This is a genomic window from Citrobacter sp. Cb080 (genome assembly GCF_030334745.1).
Classification (GTDB): Bacteria; Pseudomonadota; Gammaproteobacteria; order Enterobacterales; family Enterobacteriaceae; genus Citrobacter; species Citrobacter braakii.
On sequence record NZ_JAOWDG010000072.1, the window covers coordinates 16044 to 31606 of the forward strand.

The 15563-nt window shown below is 51.2% G+C and carries 14 protein-coding genes; 6 read left to right on the forward strand and 8 right to left on the reverse strand.

The genetic code is table 11. The annotated features are described in order from the left end of the window. Positions 1–31 precede the first annotated feature (31 nt). Positions 32–2707 (forward strand): aconitate hydratase AcnA, encoded by a 2676-nt coding sequence (acnA, locus tag OGV38_RS14935; RefSeq protein ID WP_016153248.1) that lies wholly within the window; start codon positions 32–34, stop codon positions 2705–2707. A gap of 50 nt (positions 2708–2757) precedes the next feature. Here the strand turns inward: acnA and ribA are convergent, their stop codons facing one another. Continuing rightward, complete coding sequence (gene ribA, locus OGV38_RS14940) at positions 2758–3348, reverse strand: GTP cyclohydrolase II (RefSeq protein ID WP_016153247.1); 591 nt, start codon at positions 3346–3348, stop codon at positions 2758–2760. Positions 3349–3549: 201 nt separating this feature from the next. Here ribA and pgpB point away from each other — a divergent pair, with 201 nt between their 5' ends. The 5 genes from pgpB to yciH all read left to right on the forward strand — a co-directional run bounded on the left by pgpB (position 3550) and on the right by yciH (position 7202). Continuing rightward, positions 3550–4314: a phosphatidylglycerophosphatase B gene (gene pgpB / locus OGV38_RS14945; protein ID WP_181500345.1), complete on the forward strand. Its 765-nt coding sequence runs from the start codon at positions 3550–3552 to the stop codon at positions 4312–4314. A 149-nt stretch (positions 4315–4463) separates the two neighbouring features. Next, complete coding sequence (locus OGV38_RS14950; RefSeq protein WP_006684318.1) at positions 4464–4772, forward strand: LapA family protein; 309 nt, start codon at positions 4464–4466, stop codon at positions 4770–4772. Positions 4773–4778: 6 nt separating this feature from the next. Further along, complete coding sequence (gene lapB, locus OGV38_RS14955; RefSeq protein ID WP_016153245.1) at positions 4779–5948, forward strand: lipopolysaccharide assembly protein LapB; 1170 nt, start codon at positions 4779–4781, stop codon at positions 5946–5948. 189 nt (positions 5949–6137) lie between these two features. Beyond that, positions 6138–6875, forward strand: coding sequence for an orotidine-5'-phosphate decarboxylase (pyrF, locus tag OGV38_RS14960; RefSeq protein WP_049282555.1), 738 nt, complete (start codon positions 6138–6140; stop codon positions 6873–6875). After that, on the forward strand, positions 6876–7202 hold the full coding sequence (gene yciH / locus OGV38_RS14965; protein WP_016153243.1) for a stress response translation initiation inhibitor YciH: 327 nt from the start codon (positions 6876–6878) through the stop codon (positions 7200–7202). It abuts the gene before it with no gap. Between the two features lie 90 nt (positions 7203–7292). Here the strand turns inward: yciH and osmB are convergent, their stop codons facing one another. The 7 genes from osmB to fabI form a co-directional block, all read right to left on the reverse strand. After that, the gene (gene osmB / locus OGV38_RS14970; protein ID WP_003020583.1) at positions 7293–7511 is read right to left on the reverse strand and encodes an osmotically-inducible lipoprotein OsmB; all 219 of its coding nucleotides are present in this window, start codon (positions 7509–7511) and stop codon (positions 7293–7295) included. Positions 7512–7779: 268 nt separating this feature from the next. Next, positions 7780–8532 (reverse strand): DNA-binding transcriptional regulator YciT, encoded by a 753-nt coding sequence (gene yciT, locus OGV38_RS14975; RefSeq protein ID WP_016153242.1) that lies wholly within the window; start codon positions 8530–8532, stop codon positions 7780–7782. A 95-nt stretch (positions 8533–8627) separates the two neighbouring features. Continuing rightward, a complete protein-coding gene (locus OGV38_RS14980; RefSeq protein WP_016153241.1) occupies positions 8628–8810 on the reverse strand; it encodes a YciZ family protein in 183 nt (60 codons plus the stop codon). A gap of 182 nt (positions 8811–8992) precedes the next feature. Then, on the reverse strand, positions 8993–10984 hold the full coding sequence (gene pdeR, locus OGV38_RS14985; RefSeq protein ID WP_137367079.1) for a cyclic di-GMP phosphodiesterase: 1992 nt from the start codon (positions 10982–10984) through the stop codon (positions 8993–8995). A gap of 265 nt (positions 10985–11249) precedes the next feature. Then, the gene (locus OGV38_RS14990; protein ID WP_286473841.1) at positions 11250–13184 is read right to left on the reverse strand and encodes an exoribonuclease II; all 1935 of its coding nucleotides are present in this window, start codon (positions 13182–13184) and stop codon (positions 11250–11252) included. A gap of 89 nt (positions 13185–13273) precedes the next feature. Continuing rightward, positions 13274–14419, reverse strand: coding sequence for a carboxymuconolactone decarboxylase family protein (locus OGV38_RS14995; RefSeq protein ID WP_137380327.1), 1146 nt, complete (start codon positions 14417–14419; stop codon positions 13274–13276). A gap of 199 nt (positions 14420–14618) precedes the next feature. Continuing rightward, positions 14619–15407: an enoyl-ACP reductase FabI gene (gene fabI, locus OGV38_RS15000; RefSeq protein ID WP_016156642.1), complete on the reverse strand. Its 789-nt coding sequence runs from the start codon at positions 15405–15407 to the stop codon at positions 14619–14621. Between the last annotated feature and the right edge of the window lie 156 nt (positions 15408–15563).

The window sequence follows — 15563 nt, forward strand, 5'->3', positions numbered from 1 at the left end:
GGGGATCCAACCCTGTCATTAAGGAGGAGCTATGTCGTCGACCCTACGAGAAGCCAGTAAGGACACATTGCAGGTTAAAGATAAAACCTACCGTTACTACAGTCTGCCGCTGGCCGCTAAATCACTGGGTGATATCACCCGTTTACCGAAATCGCTAAAAGTTTTGCTGGAAAACCTGCTTCGCTGGCAGGACGGTAATTCCGTTACCGAAGATGATATTCATGCGCTTGCGCATTGGCTGAAGACCGCTCATGCCGATCGAGAAATTGCCTATCGACCTGCTCGTGTTCTGATGCAGGATTTTACCGGCGTGCCGGCGGTGGTCGATCTCGCCGCCATGCGCGAAGCGGTGAAACGTCTGGGTGGGGATACGGCAAAAGTGAATCCGCTTTCGCCAGTGGATCTTGTCATTGACCACTCGGTAACGGTGGATCGTTTTGGTGATGATGATGCTTTCGAAGAAAACGTGCGTCTGGAAATGGAACGTAACCATGAACGTTATGTGTTCCTGAAATGGGGACAGCAGGCATTTAGTCGCTTCAGCGTTGTACCGCCGGGTACGGGGATTTGCCACCAGGTTAACCTTGAATATCTTGGCAAAGCTGTCTGGAGCGAGTTACAGGACGGTGAATGGGTGGCTTATCCCGATACACTGGTCGGTACCGATTCCCATACAACGATGATTAATGGTCTCGGTGTGCTGGGCTGGGGCGTTGGAGGCATTGAAGCTGAAGCGGCAATGCTGGGTCAACCGGTCTCAATGCTGATCCCGGATGTTGTGGGCTTTAAACTGGTGGGTAAACTGCGGGAAGGTATCACTGCCACCGACCTGGTTCTGACCGTCACCCAGATGCTGCGTAAGCACGGTGTAGTCGGTAAATTCGTTGAATTCTACGGTGATGGGCTGGACACCTTACCTCTGGCCGATCGAGCAACCATTGCGAACATGGCACCGGAATACGGCGCAACCTGCGGTTTCTTCCCGATCGATGACATTACCCTTGAGTATATGCGTCTGAGCGGGCGCAGTGAGGAACAGGTTGAGTTGGTCAATGCCTATGCCAAAGCGCAGGGAATGTGGCGTAACCCAGGGGATGAACCTGTGTTTACCAGTTCGTTGGAGCTGGATATGGGCAGCGTAGAGGCAAGCCTTGCTGGACCGAAGCGTCCGCAGGATCGGGTGGCGCTGGCTGATGTGCCGAAAGCCTTTTCGGCGAGTAATGAACTCGAGGTGAATAGCTCGCTGAAAGACCGTCAGCCAGTGGACTATACCATGAGCGGTCAGCAGTATAAGCTGCCGGACGGCGCGGTGGTGATAGCCGCTATCACCTCTTGTACCAACACCTCAAACCCAAGCGTATTGATGGCGGCGGGGCTGCTGGCGAAAAAAGCCGTAACGCTTGGTTTGAAACGCCAGCCATGGGTGAAAGCCTCGTTGGCGCCAGGATCGAAGGTGGTTTCCGATTATCTGGCAAAGGCAGGGTTCACTCCGTACCTTGATGAGCTGGGATTTAATCTTGTGGGTTATGGCTGTACCACCTGTATTGGCAACTCTGGACCCTTACCCGATCCTATCGAAACAGCCATCAAAAAAGGCGATCTTACGGTTGGGGCAGTGCTTTCTGGAAACCGTAACTTTGAAGGTCGTATCCATCCGCTCGTGAAGACCAACTGGCTGGCGTCTCCGCCGCTGGTGGTGGCCTACGCGCTGGCGGGGAATATGAATATCAACCTGACGAAAGATCCGTTAGGCCATGACAGAAAAGGCGATCCTGTTTATCTGAAAGATATTTGGCCGACAGCCAAGGAAATTGCCCGCGCCGTTGAGCAGGTCTCTACCGCCATGTTCCATAAAGAGTATGCTGAAGTCTTTGAAGGCACGCCAGAATGGAAAGCAATCCAGGTTGATCGCGCTGATACCTATGGCTGGCAGTCTGACTCGACCTATATCCGTTTGTCACCGTTCTTCGATGGTATGCAGGCTACGCCGGATCCGGTTCAGGACATTCACGGTGCGCGTATTCTGGCGATGCTCGGAGATTCTGTTACCACCGACCATATTTCTCCTGCCGGCAGTATTAAACCAGACAGTCCGGCGGGGCGTTATCTGCAAAGCCATGGCGTTGAGCGTAAAGATTTTAACTCCTACGGTTCGCGACGCGGGAATCATGAAGTGATGATGCGTGGTACCTTTGCCAATATTCGTATTCGCAATGAGATGGTACCTGGCGTGGAAGGTGGCATGACGCGTCATTTGCCGGGAACCGAAGTGGTGGCTATTTATGATGCGGCCATGCAATACCAGCAGGAGAACGTGCCTCTGGCGGTGATTGCTGGGAAAGAGTATGGATCCGGCTCCAGCCGCGACTGGGCGGCGAAAGGCCCACGTTTGCTGGGCGTTCGCGTGGTTATCGCAGAGTCTTTTGAGCGAATTCACCGTTCTAACCTGATTGGCATGGGCATTTTACCGCTGGAATTCCCGCAGGGCGTCACGCGTAAAACGCTGGGATTAACCGGTGAGGAGGCGATCGATATTACGGACCTACAAAACATTAAACCGGGGGCGACAGTTCCGGTGAGTATGGTACGCGCAGATGGGCGTAAAGAGGTGATTCTATGCCGCTGTCGCATTGATACCGCGACGGAGCTAACGTATTACCAAAACGACGGCATTCTGCACTACGTGATTCGTAATATGTTGAATTAAAATGCAAAAAAGCCTGCGAGAGCAGGCTTTTTGATAGGCGGTGACAACGATTATTTGCCCAGCAAATGTCCCATCTTGGCGGCTTTGGTGTCCAGATAATGTTCATTTTTTGGATTACGGCCCACGATCAGCGGCACGCGTTCAACAATATTGATTCCCGCTTCGGTCAGGATTTCTACTTTCTTCGGGTTATTGGTCAGCAAACGTACCGCATCCACGCCCAGCAGCTTGAACATATCGGCACACAGCGTGAAATCGCGCTCGTCTGCCGCAAATCCCAACTGATGATTCGCTTCAACGGTATCATAACCCTGGTCCTGCAACGCGTAAGCGCGGATTTTGTTGAGCAGGCCAATGTTGCGTCCTTCCTGACGGTGATAAAGCAGAATGCCACGCCCTTCTTCTGCAATGTGGGTGAGGGCCGCTTCGAGCTGGAAACCGCAATCGCAACGCAGGCTAAACAGCGCATCGCCAGTCAGACATTCGGAGTGGACGCGCGCCAGGACAGGTGTTTGGCCTGTTATATCACCAAAAACCAGTGCGACATGATCGTGTCCGGTTGCCAGTTCTTCAAATCCCACCATCAGGAAATCACCCCAGGGGGTTGGCAGTTTGGCTTCTGCCACACGTTTAAGCTGCATGTAATTCTCCAGATTATGCTGGCACTCGTCGTGCCTCGCCTGTCGGCTTCTGTTCTGTATTACACTATTTTGCCATAAGGCAACGACGTTCACCTAATCGCGACCACGGATTCGCTTTTGGAATGGCACAAAATTGTCAATTTTCCCGACGTGTGAATTTTTCAGTTATGATTGTGATACTTATCGACGAAAGGAGAGGCAATGCTGTCTATTGCAAAGCGCACCGCAGTGGGGACCGGACTGCTACTTATCATGCCGGTTGCCGTATGGATATCAGGCTGGAGCTGGCAGCCGGGGCACAATGTCTGGTGGTTAAAGTCCTTGTACTGGGTAACGGAAACGGTGACGCAGCCGTGGGGAATTATCACTCACGTTGCGCTTTGTGCATGGTTTCTGTGGTGCTTGCGTTTTCGACTTAAAGCCGCGGTAATGCTGTTTGCTATTCTGGCAGCGGCGATTTTAGTGGGACAGGGCGTGAAGTCCTGGGTAAAAGACAGGGTGCAAGAACCGCGACCTTTTGTCGTGTGGCTGGAAAAAACGCACCATATTCCGGTTGATGAGTTCTACACTTTAAAACGTAAAGATCGTGGGCATTTAGTCAAAGAACAATTGGCCGAACAGCAGGATATTCCAACGTTTTTACGCAAGCACTGGCAAAAAGAAACGGGGTTTGCCTTTCCGTCCGGACATACGATGTTTGCCGCCAGTTGGGCTTTACTGGGCGTAGGGCTGTTATGGCCGCGCAGACGTATGCTGACGATTGTGTTTTTGCTGATCTGGGCGACCGGCGTGATGGGCAGCCGCTTGCTGTTAGGCATGCACTGGCCCTGTGATTTGGTGGTGGCAACGCTGATTTCGTGGCTGTTGGTGACGCTGGCAACCTGGCTTGCACAGCGGGTATGCGGACCATTAACCCCACCAGTGCAGGAGGAAAAAGAAATCGCGCAGCGAGAACAAGAAAGCTAGCGATGATTGATTTTTCAAATTTTGCCCTTAAATCAGAAAGTGGAAAGCGCTTTTCCGTTTCGCACTCGTTGTGAAAATGGTAATTTAAAGGGCTCAACGCGGTAAGTTGGACACGATTTATTCGCTCAAACCACATAACGGGAAGTAATGTGAAATATTTACTCATTTTCTTACTGGTGTTGGCGATTTTTGTTATTTCGGTGACATTGGGTGCGCAAAACGATCAACAGGTTACGTTTAATTACCTGCTGGCTCAGGGTGAGTATCGTATCTCTACGCTGCTTGCTGTATTGTTTGCCGCAGGGTTTGCGATTGGTTGGCTAATTTGCGGCCTTTTCTGGCTGAAGGTTCGTGTGTCTCTTGCGCGCGCCGAACGTAAAATCAAACGACTGGAAAACCAGCTTGCGCCTGCGACCGACGTTGCGGTATCTGCCGATTCGTCGGTTGTGAAGGAATAATTATTTATGTTGGAGTTGTTGTTTCTGCTTTTACCTGTAGCCGCTGCCTATGGGTGGTATATGGGTCGCAGAAGTGCGCAACAAACCAAGCAGGATGAAGCTAACCGCCTTTCTCGTGACTATGTCGCCGGGGTTAACTTCCTCCTGAGCAACCAACAAGATAAAGCGGTAGATCTGTTCCTTGATATGCTAAAAGAGGACACAGGCACCGTTGAGGCTCATCTCACCCTCGGAAACCTGTTCCGCTCTCGCGGTGAAGTCGATCGCGCAATCCGCATCCATCAAACGTTAATGGAAAGTGCCTCGCTGACCTACGAGCAGCGTTTGCTGGCCGTGCAACAGCTGGGGCGCGACTACATGGCCGCGGGACTGTACGACCGCGCGGAAGACATGTTCAATCAGCTTACCGATGAAACTGATTTTCGGGTTGGCGCATTACAGCAACTGTTGCAAATTTATCAGGCCACCAGCGAATGGCAAAAAGCCATTGATGTAGCAGAGCGTCTGGTAAAACTCGGCAAAGACAAACAGCGTAATGAGATAGCCCACTTCTACTGCGAACTGGCCTTACAGCAAATGGGTAGCGACGATATGGATCGCGCTATGACGCTGTTGAAAAAAGGCGCCGCGGCAGACAAAAACAGTGCACGGGTATCCATCATGATGGGTCGCGTGTACATGGAAAAAGGTGATTACGCGAAGGCGGTTGAAAGCCTGCAACGGGTCATTTCCCAGGATAAAGAGCTGGTCAGCGAAACGCTGGAAATGCTGCAAAGCTGCTACCAGCATCTGGGGAAAAACGATGAGTGGGCGGAGTTTTTACGTCGGGCCGTCGAGGAGAATACTGGTGCCGCCGCCGAACTGATGCTGGCGGATATTCTTGAGGCGCGTGAGGGGGCTGATACCGCTCAGGTCTATATCACTCGTCAGCTGCAACGTCATCCTACGATGCGCGTGTTCCACAAGCTGATGGATTATCATCTCCACGAAGCCGAAGAAGGGCGTGCCAAAGAGAGCCTGATGGTTCTGCGCGATATGGTCGGAGAGCAGGTACGCAGTAAACCGCGCTACCGCTGCCAGAAGTGCGGTTTTACGGCGTATACGCTGTACTGGCACTGTCCATCCTGCCGTTCATGGTCAACCATTAAGCCCATTCGCGGACTTGATGGGCTGTAATTTTTAAAAAAACCTCATTTTAGTTACAACATACTGTTGGTGTGTAATCGATCCATCCTCAACCTCCGTTGCCGGTTCGCCTGGCAGAAATGTAATCGCGCCTGTTAATTTTCTATTACCGCAGGTAGAATGCACGCCGTTTACCCATTTCGCGCCGCCGTGGGCGCCCATCCTCAAGAAGGTCTGGTCATGACGTTTACTGCTTCATCTTCTTCTCGTGCTGTTACCGATTCCCCTGTCGTTGTCGCTCTCGATTATTCTAATCGTGATAAAGCATTAGCTTTTGTTGACAGAATTGATCCTCGTGATTGCCGTTTGAAAGTGGGCAAAGAGATGTTCACGCTTTTTGGACCTCAGTTGGTTCGCGATCTACAACAGCGTGGTTTTGACATCTTTCTTGATTTGAAATTTCATGATATTCCCAATACCACCGCACATGCAGTTGCCGCTGCTGCCGAACTTGGCGTCTGGATGGTTAACGTTCACGCTTCTGGCGGGGCGCGTATGATGACTGCAGCCCGTGAAGCCTTAGTGCCTTTTGGCCAGGACGCGCCGCTACTGATTGCCGTGACGGTTCTGACCAGTATGGAAGCCAGCGACCTCGCCGATCTAGGCGTGACGTTGTCACCTGCGGATTATGCTGAAAGACTGGCGCGCTTAACCCAGAATTGTGGTCTGGATGGTGTCGTATGCTCAGCTCAGGAAGCGGTGCGATTCAAGCAGGCGTTGGGCCAGGCATTTAAGCTGGTGACACCGGGTATTCGTCCAGAAGGCAGCGAGGCGGGCGATCAGCGTCGTATTATGACACCGGAACAGGCGCAATTAGCAGGTGTGGATTACATGGTGATTGGTCGTCCGGTCACCCAGTCGGCCGATCCCGCGCAGACGCTGAAGATGATCAATGCTTCCCTGAAACGAGGTGCGTAAATGAACGACTCAAACTCTCGTCTGGTCTACTCAACCGACTCCGGGCGTATTGATGAACCGAAAACAGCGCCTGAGCGTCCAAAAGGCGATGGCATTGTTCGTATCCAGCGCCAGACCAGTGGTCGCAAAGGGAAGGGCGTGTGCCTGATTACCGGTATTGATCAAGACGATGCCGAACTGACCAAATTAGCCGCAGAACTGAAGAAAAAGTGTGGTTGCGGTGGAGCAGTGAAAGATGGCGTGATTGAAATTCAGGGGGATAAACGCGACCTGATTAAATCGCTGCTGGAAGCTAAAGGAATGAAAGTTAAACTAGCTGGCGGTTAATAAAAAAGCCACGGAAAATTTCCGTGGCTTTTTAATAATAAAGACCTGAAAAAGTAAACGTATTATTATATCGAGCCGTTTAACCGTAGATTATTTACCCACCTGGTGGCCAATAATACCACCTACTGCAGCACCACCCAGCGTACCCAGCGTGCTACCGTCAGTCAGGACTGCACCACCTATTGCACCTGCACCAGCACCGATTGCGGTGTTACGATCTCGTTTGGACCAGTTAGAGCAGGCACTCAGCGACATTGCCAGAGTAATCGCCAGAATGGCAGCGGTCATTTTTTTGCTCGTTACTAACATAATACTTTCTCCTGAATTATTGATTCACGGAATCCAGTGTTCTTTAAGGATAGCGTCAAATTAAGACTATCGAAGATATTTCCGTGAAACCGTTTAGCGAAGTCATTACAAACACTATCCTGAAGTTGGAGGTTCGTTCCTGTTATATCGCTAACATTAATTTTACGACTTTATCCTGTTAACGACAGGTAAAAAGTCTTAATTGGATTGTCAGATAACTCTCAGAGAGCAGATGATTTGTCTGCTGACAAACCATCTACTGAAGATTTTATGCGTGGGCATCAATGATATTGACGATTAATCCTGAATGTTCGAGCTGCATTTGTACGCTGGCGCTGAGTCTGGAGTCCGTTACTACGCGGCTGAATCGCTCTAATGGACCCAGCGTGTAAGGGTGAATGGCGTCGAATTTTGAGCTGTCGGTCAACACAATAACTTCTGCGCCTTTTTCCAGCACCGCGTTAACCACGTCAGAACGCATCATATCGCGTCCGGTAAAACCGGTATCAGCCTGCCAGCCGTCAATGCCGATAAAGGCCTTACTGAAGTGTACCTGCTGGATAAACTGGCGAGTTAAAGGGCCGACCATGCTCTCACTTTTTTTCTGGTAAATTCCACCGAGAAGTATCACTTCACAGGGCGTTTCTTTGAGCAGATGAGCAATGTAGCTGCTCACGGTGATGATGGTGACATCTTTTTGCTCTGCCAGCGTTCTGGCCAGAAGTGCATTGCTGCTGCCATTCTCAATGAATACGGATTCGCCTGGACTGACCAGAGATGCAGCGAATTCAGCCAGTTCACGTTTCAGAGTGAAATTGGTCATCATGCGCGTTTCAACATCATCGCTGTTCAATGAAACAGCAAAACCGTGGGCTCGGCGTAAGTAACTCTGTTTTTCCAGCGTGTTCAGATCCTGTCGAATCGTCACTTCGGAGACACCGGTGACTTTTGCCAGATCGGCGACGCTCATCTGACCTTTATCGGTCACCATCTGCAAAATAGATTGTTGTCGGGAATTCATAGTATTAATTTTATTGCGATATCGTATCGGAAATTAAACGGAAACTGCATTATCTGCAGTTTGCTGATAGCAGCGACATCAAAAGATCACTGTCATCAGATCTCCCATGGCGCCTTCTGCTTTTTCGCCAAAGATTCGGCATCTTCTTTGACCGTGTTTAACAGTTCAGCTTTCAAAATTTCAAGATTGTGAATGGCTGAGTGGTAATCACCTGCAACGAGGATATCCAGCACGGTATCAATACGTTCGGCCAGACGCTGAGCGTCGATATCAGACATGGTCGTCATCCTAATGGCAATAGAGTTTGAATTTCATGATGCAGAATTTCATGGCAAAAGAGAAGGGAAAAATAGTATTAACCTGAACGATTGAAGAATATTATATATTCTGTGATTACATGCGGATAGCGTCGTCAAGTAATGTCCATTTATGGCTATTTATCGCCTTCATTCTCTCTGCATTAGCGCAGTTTTTTACTCAGGTGGCGGCGATACCAACGTTCAAATGCGGCTGCTGGCATTGGTTTGGCGAATAAAAACCCCTGACGCTCATTGACACCATTTTTGGTCAGAAACGCATCCTCTTTCGCGCTTTCCACGCCTTCGGCGATGACCTGCAGGTTGAGCGCCTGCGCTACCGCAACTATGGCCCGTACCAGCGATTGTGAAATGGATTGTTTGTGGATCTCTCTGACAAAGGTCTGATCCAGTTTAATGGCATCTAGCGGGAAGCGGGCCAGTTGAGACAGCGACGAATAACCGGTACCAAAATCATCCAAATGGATTTGCGCTCCTAACTGGCTAAACTGCTGAATGACTGACAACGCCAGTTGCTCATTTTCTATCAAACTGCTTTCCGTTAATTCAACATCGATGGGGCAATACTCAAAGTTGAGCTCGTGAAGTACCTGCTTAAGTGCGGTAAACAGCGTCTGGTCGGCGAGCTGGCGGGCAGAAACGTTTACCGCCACGCGCAGGTTTATTCCCTTGTCGCGCCATTTCGCTACCTGGCGCACAACGTCGAGAATAACCCAACGCCCCAGCGGGACGATGAGCCCCGATTCTTCGGCGTAGGAGATAAACTCCAGCGGTGGAATGAGGCCGCGTTCCGGAGATTGCCAGCGAACCAGCGCCTCCAGGCTGCGCACTTCACCGCGCCAGGTTATCTTTGGCTGATAATGGATAACCAGTTGATCGTTATCCAGCGCCTTACGCAGATTAGTATCCAGCCACAGATATTCAAATACCCGCTGATTCATTTCCGGAGAAAAAACACAAAACTGCCCACGGCCGCCTTCTTTCGCGGTGTACATGGCTGTATCCGCGTTACGAATGACGCTCTCGCAGTCCTGGCCATGCTGAGGTGCGAGGGATATACCAATAGAGCATCCGGTATAGACTTCAATCAGACCGATGCGGAAGGGCTGGCGCAGGCGCGTCAGAATGCGTGATGCGGTGGCTTCCAGTGTGCCCTGGGATGTTTCGGTGGCAAGAACAATGAATTCATCACCGCCAAATCGCGCCAGGATCTGGTTGTCTTCGAGGCAACTGAGGATTGCCAGCGACACGCTTTGTAGTAGCTGATCGCCAAACATATGCCCGTAGGCATCGTTTACCTTTTTGAAGTTATCCAGATCGAGGTACGCAATACCGACCTGCGTATCGCCCGCGTTATCAATTGCATTGCTGATCAGTTCATGAATTGCGTTGCGGTTTGGTAATCCAGTGATGGAGTCGGTATTTGCCAACACCCGCAGTCGTTCCTGCGCGCGGCGTTCTTCAGTGATATCGGTCCCGGAACAGATCAGAAAAATTTCGTTCTTGCCGCTACCGTTATGCACAAATTTATTGCGAAACAGAAACAGACGCTGGCCTTTGCAGGTCTTGACCCAGCGTTCAACCTCATACGAGTTACCTTCGCGAAAAAAGACCTCAATATTGCGCCGTGAAGCCGCTGCTTCACGACGGCTCATAAATAATGTGAATACACTTTGACCAATGACTTCACGTTCTTTGAGGCCGGTGTACTCTTCGCACAGGCGATTAAACCGCTGAATGTTGCCCATGCGGTCAAGAATGACAATAACGGAATTGGCTTCGGAAACGACTTGTTCGGCAAAAGAGAGGCCGTGGGCCAGATCGCGGGCGACGGAAGGGGTGTCATCCCAGGCGGATGCGCTACCGGCCCATTCGCGCTTATTGATTTTTCGACCGACCAGATGCACGGGAATGTCGTCATCTTCAATGGGCAACGTCATTAACAGACTTGACGTGATCACCGTCATTTCGCGAATGCGATCGGCTTGTTCAGGTAATAATTCGATGGTCTGATCAGCTTCTGACGCTTCGTCGATAGAGAAATGCAGGATGTTGCAATCCTCTGACAAACGCCAGTAGGGGTTATGAGTGCCCACATAGCTATACAACGTAACCAGCTCCCGGACGTCTTTCATCATGTGTACTATCCCGTTTAAAGCGCATAGAGCCTCAAAAGTATGGGTAGCCATGATTCATTCGGGGTGATTATGGCTGAACGTATTGTTTTTTTTATATATTTATGTTTAATCCAGAATCCGTAAAAAGCAAAGCCAGCGGAACTGAAAAAAGTAAAAAAATAAAATTGACCGAATGAAAGAAGTGTAGTGCGGTGGTGGGAATTTGGGCGGGAAAAAGAAACGACCTTTCACAAAATGAGAAAGGTCGCTGGATTGATACGTGTTACGCGGCTGGACGCGCGATAACGCTGCGGGTTTCCATGCGAACTTCGGCGATGGTTATGTCAATCACATCCGTGACTTTGTAAACCACTTCACCTTTAATTTGCACCGTGCCGCTTTCCTGGCTGCATACCAGCTCGTCCCGAACGGCGTGCAGGAATGGGGCAGGAATAAATGCGACTGCACCATTATCAACTAAACGTACGCGCATACCGCCGCGGCTGACGTCAATTATCTCGGCCGCAAAGCGGGTATCGGTCCCGGCTTTGTCACTCAGGAAACGGGCGTATAACCAGTCGCCCACATCACGCTCAGCCATCCGGTTCAGGCGACGACGTTCCGCCATTTGCACCGTGGTATCATCCCCAGGGCGGGCGATGGTTTCACCTTTGATGACGGCCTTAAGCAGACGGTGGTTAATCATATCGCCATATTTACGAATAGGAGAGGTCCAGGTGGCATAAGCCTCCAGACCCAGCCCAAAGTGCGGCCCTGGCTCGATACTGATTTCAGCGTAAGACTGGAAGCGGCGAATTCGGCTGTCGAGGAAACCAGAAGGCTGCGCATCCAGCTCGCGGCGCAGTTTGCAGAAACCTTCCAGCGTCAGGACTTCCTCGGCATCAACGTGCATACCATGGGTTTTTAGCAGCGCGGCCAGAGCGTCGGCGTTGGCCGGGTCGAATCCCATATGGACGTTATAAATACCGAAGCCGAGCTTGTCGCGAAGCACGCGGGCGGCGCATATGTTTGCCGCAATCATGGATTCTTCCACGATTCGGTTTGCGATGCGGCGTGGCTCAGCGACGATGTCCAGGACTTCACCTTTTTCACCAAGAACAAAACGGTAATCCGGGCGATCTTTAAATACCAGAGCATGGTTATGACGCCATTCACCGCGGCTCAGGCAAATACGGTGTAGCAGACGGATTTGTTCAGCAATCGCGTCATTTGCAGGCTGCCAGTCACCGGCACCTTCCAGCCAGTCGGAGACGTTGTCGTAGACCAGCTTCGCTTTCGACTCAATCGTCGCTGCGAAGAAGGTGATGTTGTCTTCAATCGCGCCATCCGCGGTGATGGTCATACGACAAGCCAGAACCGGACGCACTTCGTTCGCGCGTAAAGAGCACAGATCGTCAGACAGTTCGCGTGGTAGCATCGGGATATTGAACCCCGGCAGATAGTTAGTAAACGCGCGAATTTTTGCTGTTTTATCCAGCTTGCTGCCTTCTGCAATCCAGGCCGTAGGGTCGGCAATGGCGACAGTTAATTGCAGTTTGCCGTCGGCCAGCTCTTCAGCATAAAGCGCATCGTCCATATCTTCGGTGCTGGCGCTGTCGATGGTGACAAAGTTGAGGGCGGTTAAGTCCTGACGAACCAGACCTTCATCCAGTATCTCAGTTGCCACACCGTCCGGCGCTTCTTTTTCGAGATTATGGCGTGCCAGCGTGACCCACCACGGGACAAAGTGGTCATCAGCAAAAGTGATAAATTGGGTTAACTCGGCATAGAAGGTGCGATCGCCTTTCAGCGGGTGGCGACGCATTTCAGCGACGGCCCAGTCACCTTCTTTAAAATCGTGCTCAACGCCGCGGGCGGCACGGCAAGGGATCGCTTCTTTCAGTAACGGATGATCCGGCGCAATGGACAGACGATCATTTTTGCCCTGAACTTTACCCACGAAGTGCGTCAGGAAGGGTTCGATCAGTTCTTCCGGCTCGGCAGATTCACGATCTTTTTCTGTATGGATAACCGCAACAATGCGGTCGCCATGCATCACTTTTTTCATCTGCGGCGGTGGAATGAAATAGCTTTTTTGTGCATCGACTTCCAGGAAGCCAAAGCCTTTTTCCGTGGCTTTTACCACCCCTTCAGCACGTGGCGTCTGGGAATGCAGTTGCTGTTTAAGCTGCGCTAGCAGCGGGTTGTCCTGAAGCATAATTGTCTATTTTCGTGGCTAAAAGAGCGGCTGACAGTTTTACGCGATTCTCTCAGTTGCGGCAAGCGCTCTTTCAGTAAGTGGATCGGTTAATAAGTCTCGCCCAGCGCGATTTTCAAGCGATTCAACCATCCGCACAATCCGCTCCAGGCCAGCAGGTTAATCGCTTGTTCAGAAGAGATGCCCTGATCGAACAAAGGGGTTAACAGCGCGGCGCTAAAACGGTCGGGCGCTCGGGTTAGCCATTGTACCGCCTGCAGGGTGACGCGCTCAACCGGATGTCGCTGTTCCCAACGCTGTAATTCACGTTCCTCCTGGCGAAGCAGGGCGATAACGTTAGCTAATTCATTGGCTGTATGTGCCTGTTCATTAAAGCAGGCCACGCTGCCGTTAATCCGTGACGTCATTAGCGCCGCCAGTGAAAATGCCTGCACCGGTACTGCGCTGCGCCGGGTACTGGAAATCAGTGTCGTGAATAAATCTAAAATGACCGGTGAATGGATCAGTAATGGCACCAACGCTTGCAGTTCATCGGGAAAATGTCTGGCCGTCGTCTCGTCCTGAGCAGGATATTTTTCGATTGGGAATGGCGCAGCGTGCCAGGTAGCGTTTGTTGCACTAAATGGCGAAGCGTGAGCGAATTGCTGTATATCCAGCCCCGGTATTCGGCGTACCGGATGTCCAAACCAGGCCTGAAACAGGGCCACGGTCCGGGCCTGAAAACCGACGAAGCCGATAATTTGATTCATCAAAATACTATCGCTGGTAGTCAGCCCGACCGCATCCAGATGCTGGCGATCGCGTGCGCCTATCACGTCAGGAGAGCTGGCAAGTTGGCGAGCATATTGGGTGATTTGCGCCAGCCGATGGTTACTTTCCCGTGACGAGTCAGGACCAGGAAGCGGTGTTAACCGCGCGGCATAGTGATTGCACAATCGCTGGACGCCATACACCTGAGCGACGGTAAGCGCCGTACTCATCCGTTCATAGGCGCTGAATGTGTGCATCTGATTCAGGTTTACGTGAACCGGGAAGAGAACCTGGGCAAGTTTACGGGCAGGGATTAACCAGGATTGAAAAGGCAAAAGGGCGTCATCAGGTATCGCCAGATCCAGTAAAAAGCAGTCGTCGACATGAGCGGCTTCCGGCACCAGCGGCAGAATATCTTGCGGATGCTTGCTGGATTGCGTCTCATGATACCAGTGGCTTTTGCCTTCAATTCGGCGTTGTTCCATGGGCGGTCCTTGGTCTAAAAAGTGGCGACCCGGACACGTCGTCTACTACTACGCCGGATCGTTTGCGCTGCAATATCCTGACGTAAGCAGAAGAGGGGATGAAAGATTGTTCCGTGATAATAAATATCAGAAAAGCATATATGGCGGCGGGCAGAGGAGAGTCATGGGCGGGGCAAGACCGCCCATAGAAGACTTACGATTATTTCAGTTCCAGCTCGTTCATTGCCGCGATACTGAAGCCACCATCGACGTGAACGACTTCACCCGAGATGCCGGCAGCAAGATCGGAGCACAAAAATGCTGCGGAGTTGCCCACATCTTCAATGGTTACAGTGCGGCGAATCGGCGTAACCGCTTCACAATGCGCCAGCATTTTACGGAAATCTTTAATGCCGGAAGCGGCGAGTGTACGGATTGGACCGGCAGAAATAGCGTTCACACGCACGCCTTCAGGACCCATCGCATTAGCCATATAGCGGACGTTCGCTTCCAGTGAGGCTTTTGCCAGGCCCATCACGTTGTAGTTAGGGATGGCGCGCTCTGCGCCCAGATAGGATAGCGTCAGCAGCGCTGAGCCTGGGTTCAGCATGGAACGGCAGGCTTTTGCCATCGCCACAAAGCTGTAAGCACTGATGTCATGAGCAATTTTGAAGCCTTCGCGGGTGACTGCATTCACATAGTCGCCATCCAGCTGGTCTGCGGGCGCAAAACCAATCGAGTGCACGAAACCGTCGAATTTCGGCCAGGCTTTGCCTAGTTCGGTAAACAGTGCATCAATGCTGGCGTCTTCCGCCACATCACACTGCAGTACGATGCTGGAACCCAATTGAGCTGCAAATTCTTCGACGCGGCCTTTTAGTTTGTCATTCTGGTAGGTGAACGCCAGTTCAGCCCCTTCGCGATGCATGGCCTGAGCGATACCCCAGGCGATGGACAGTTTGCTGGCAAGACCCGTTACCAGAATGCGCTTACCGGAAAGAAAACCCATAGCTTTAATCCTTATGGTCATTGCTTATTTTTAGCAATCAATGAGTTATGATCACAATTTGAAGGTGTTCCGAAATGGGGCAGCAATTATATCCCACTCTTTGTGCCTTGTAGAATAGTTATCATCCCTTACGGATAATCACTTTTCATTACACAT

Coding starts and splice junctions, on each gene's coding strand:
- OGV38_RS14990 (WP_286473841.1), bottom strand. CDS start 13,184: ATGCTTCAGGACAACCCGCTGCTAGCGCAGCTTAAACAGCAACTGCAT.
- OGV38_RS14980 (WP_016153241.1), bottom strand. CDS start 8,810: ATGTCTGATATCGACGCTCAGCGTCTGGCCGAACGTATTGATACCGTG.
- yciH (WP_016153243.1), top strand. CDS start 6,876: ATGAACGACTCAAACTCTCGTCTGGTCTACTCAACCGACTCCGGGCGT.
- pyrF (WP_049282555.1), top strand. CDS start 6,138: ATGACGTTTACTGCTTCATCTTCTTCTCGTGCTGTTACCGATTCCCCT.
- pdeR (WP_137367079.1), bottom strand. CDS start 10,984: ATGAAAGACGTCCGGGAGCTGGTTACGTTGTATAGCTATGTGGGCACT.
- osmB (WP_003020583.1), bottom strand. CDS start 7,511: ATGTTAGTAACGAGCAAAAAAATGACCGCTGCCATTCTGGCGATTACT.
- ribA (WP_016153247.1), bottom strand. CDS start 3,348: ATGCAGCTTAAACGTGTGGCAGAAGCCAAACTGCCAACCCCCTGGGGT.
- fabI (WP_016156642.1), bottom strand. CDS start 15,407: ATGGGTTTTCTTTCCGGTAAGCGCATTCTGGTAACGGGTCTTGCCAGC.
- pgpB (WP_181500345.1), top strand. CDS start 3,550: ATGCTGTCTATTGCAAAGCGCACCGCAGTGGGGACCGGACTGCTACTT.
- lapB (WP_016153245.1), top strand. CDS start 4,779: ATGTTGGAGTTGTTGTTTCTGCTTTTACCTGTAGCCGCTGCCTATGGG.
- yciT (WP_016153242.1), bottom strand. CDS start 8,532: ATGAATTCCCGACAACAATCTATTTTGCAGATGGTGACCGATAAAGGT.
- OGV38_RS14995 (WP_137380327.1), bottom strand. CDS start 14,419: ATGGAACAACGCCGAATTGAAGGCAAAAGCCACTGGTATCATGAGACG.
- acnA (WP_016153248.1), top strand. CDS start 32: ATGTCGTCGACCCTACGAGAAGCCAGTAAGGACACATTGCAGGTTAAA.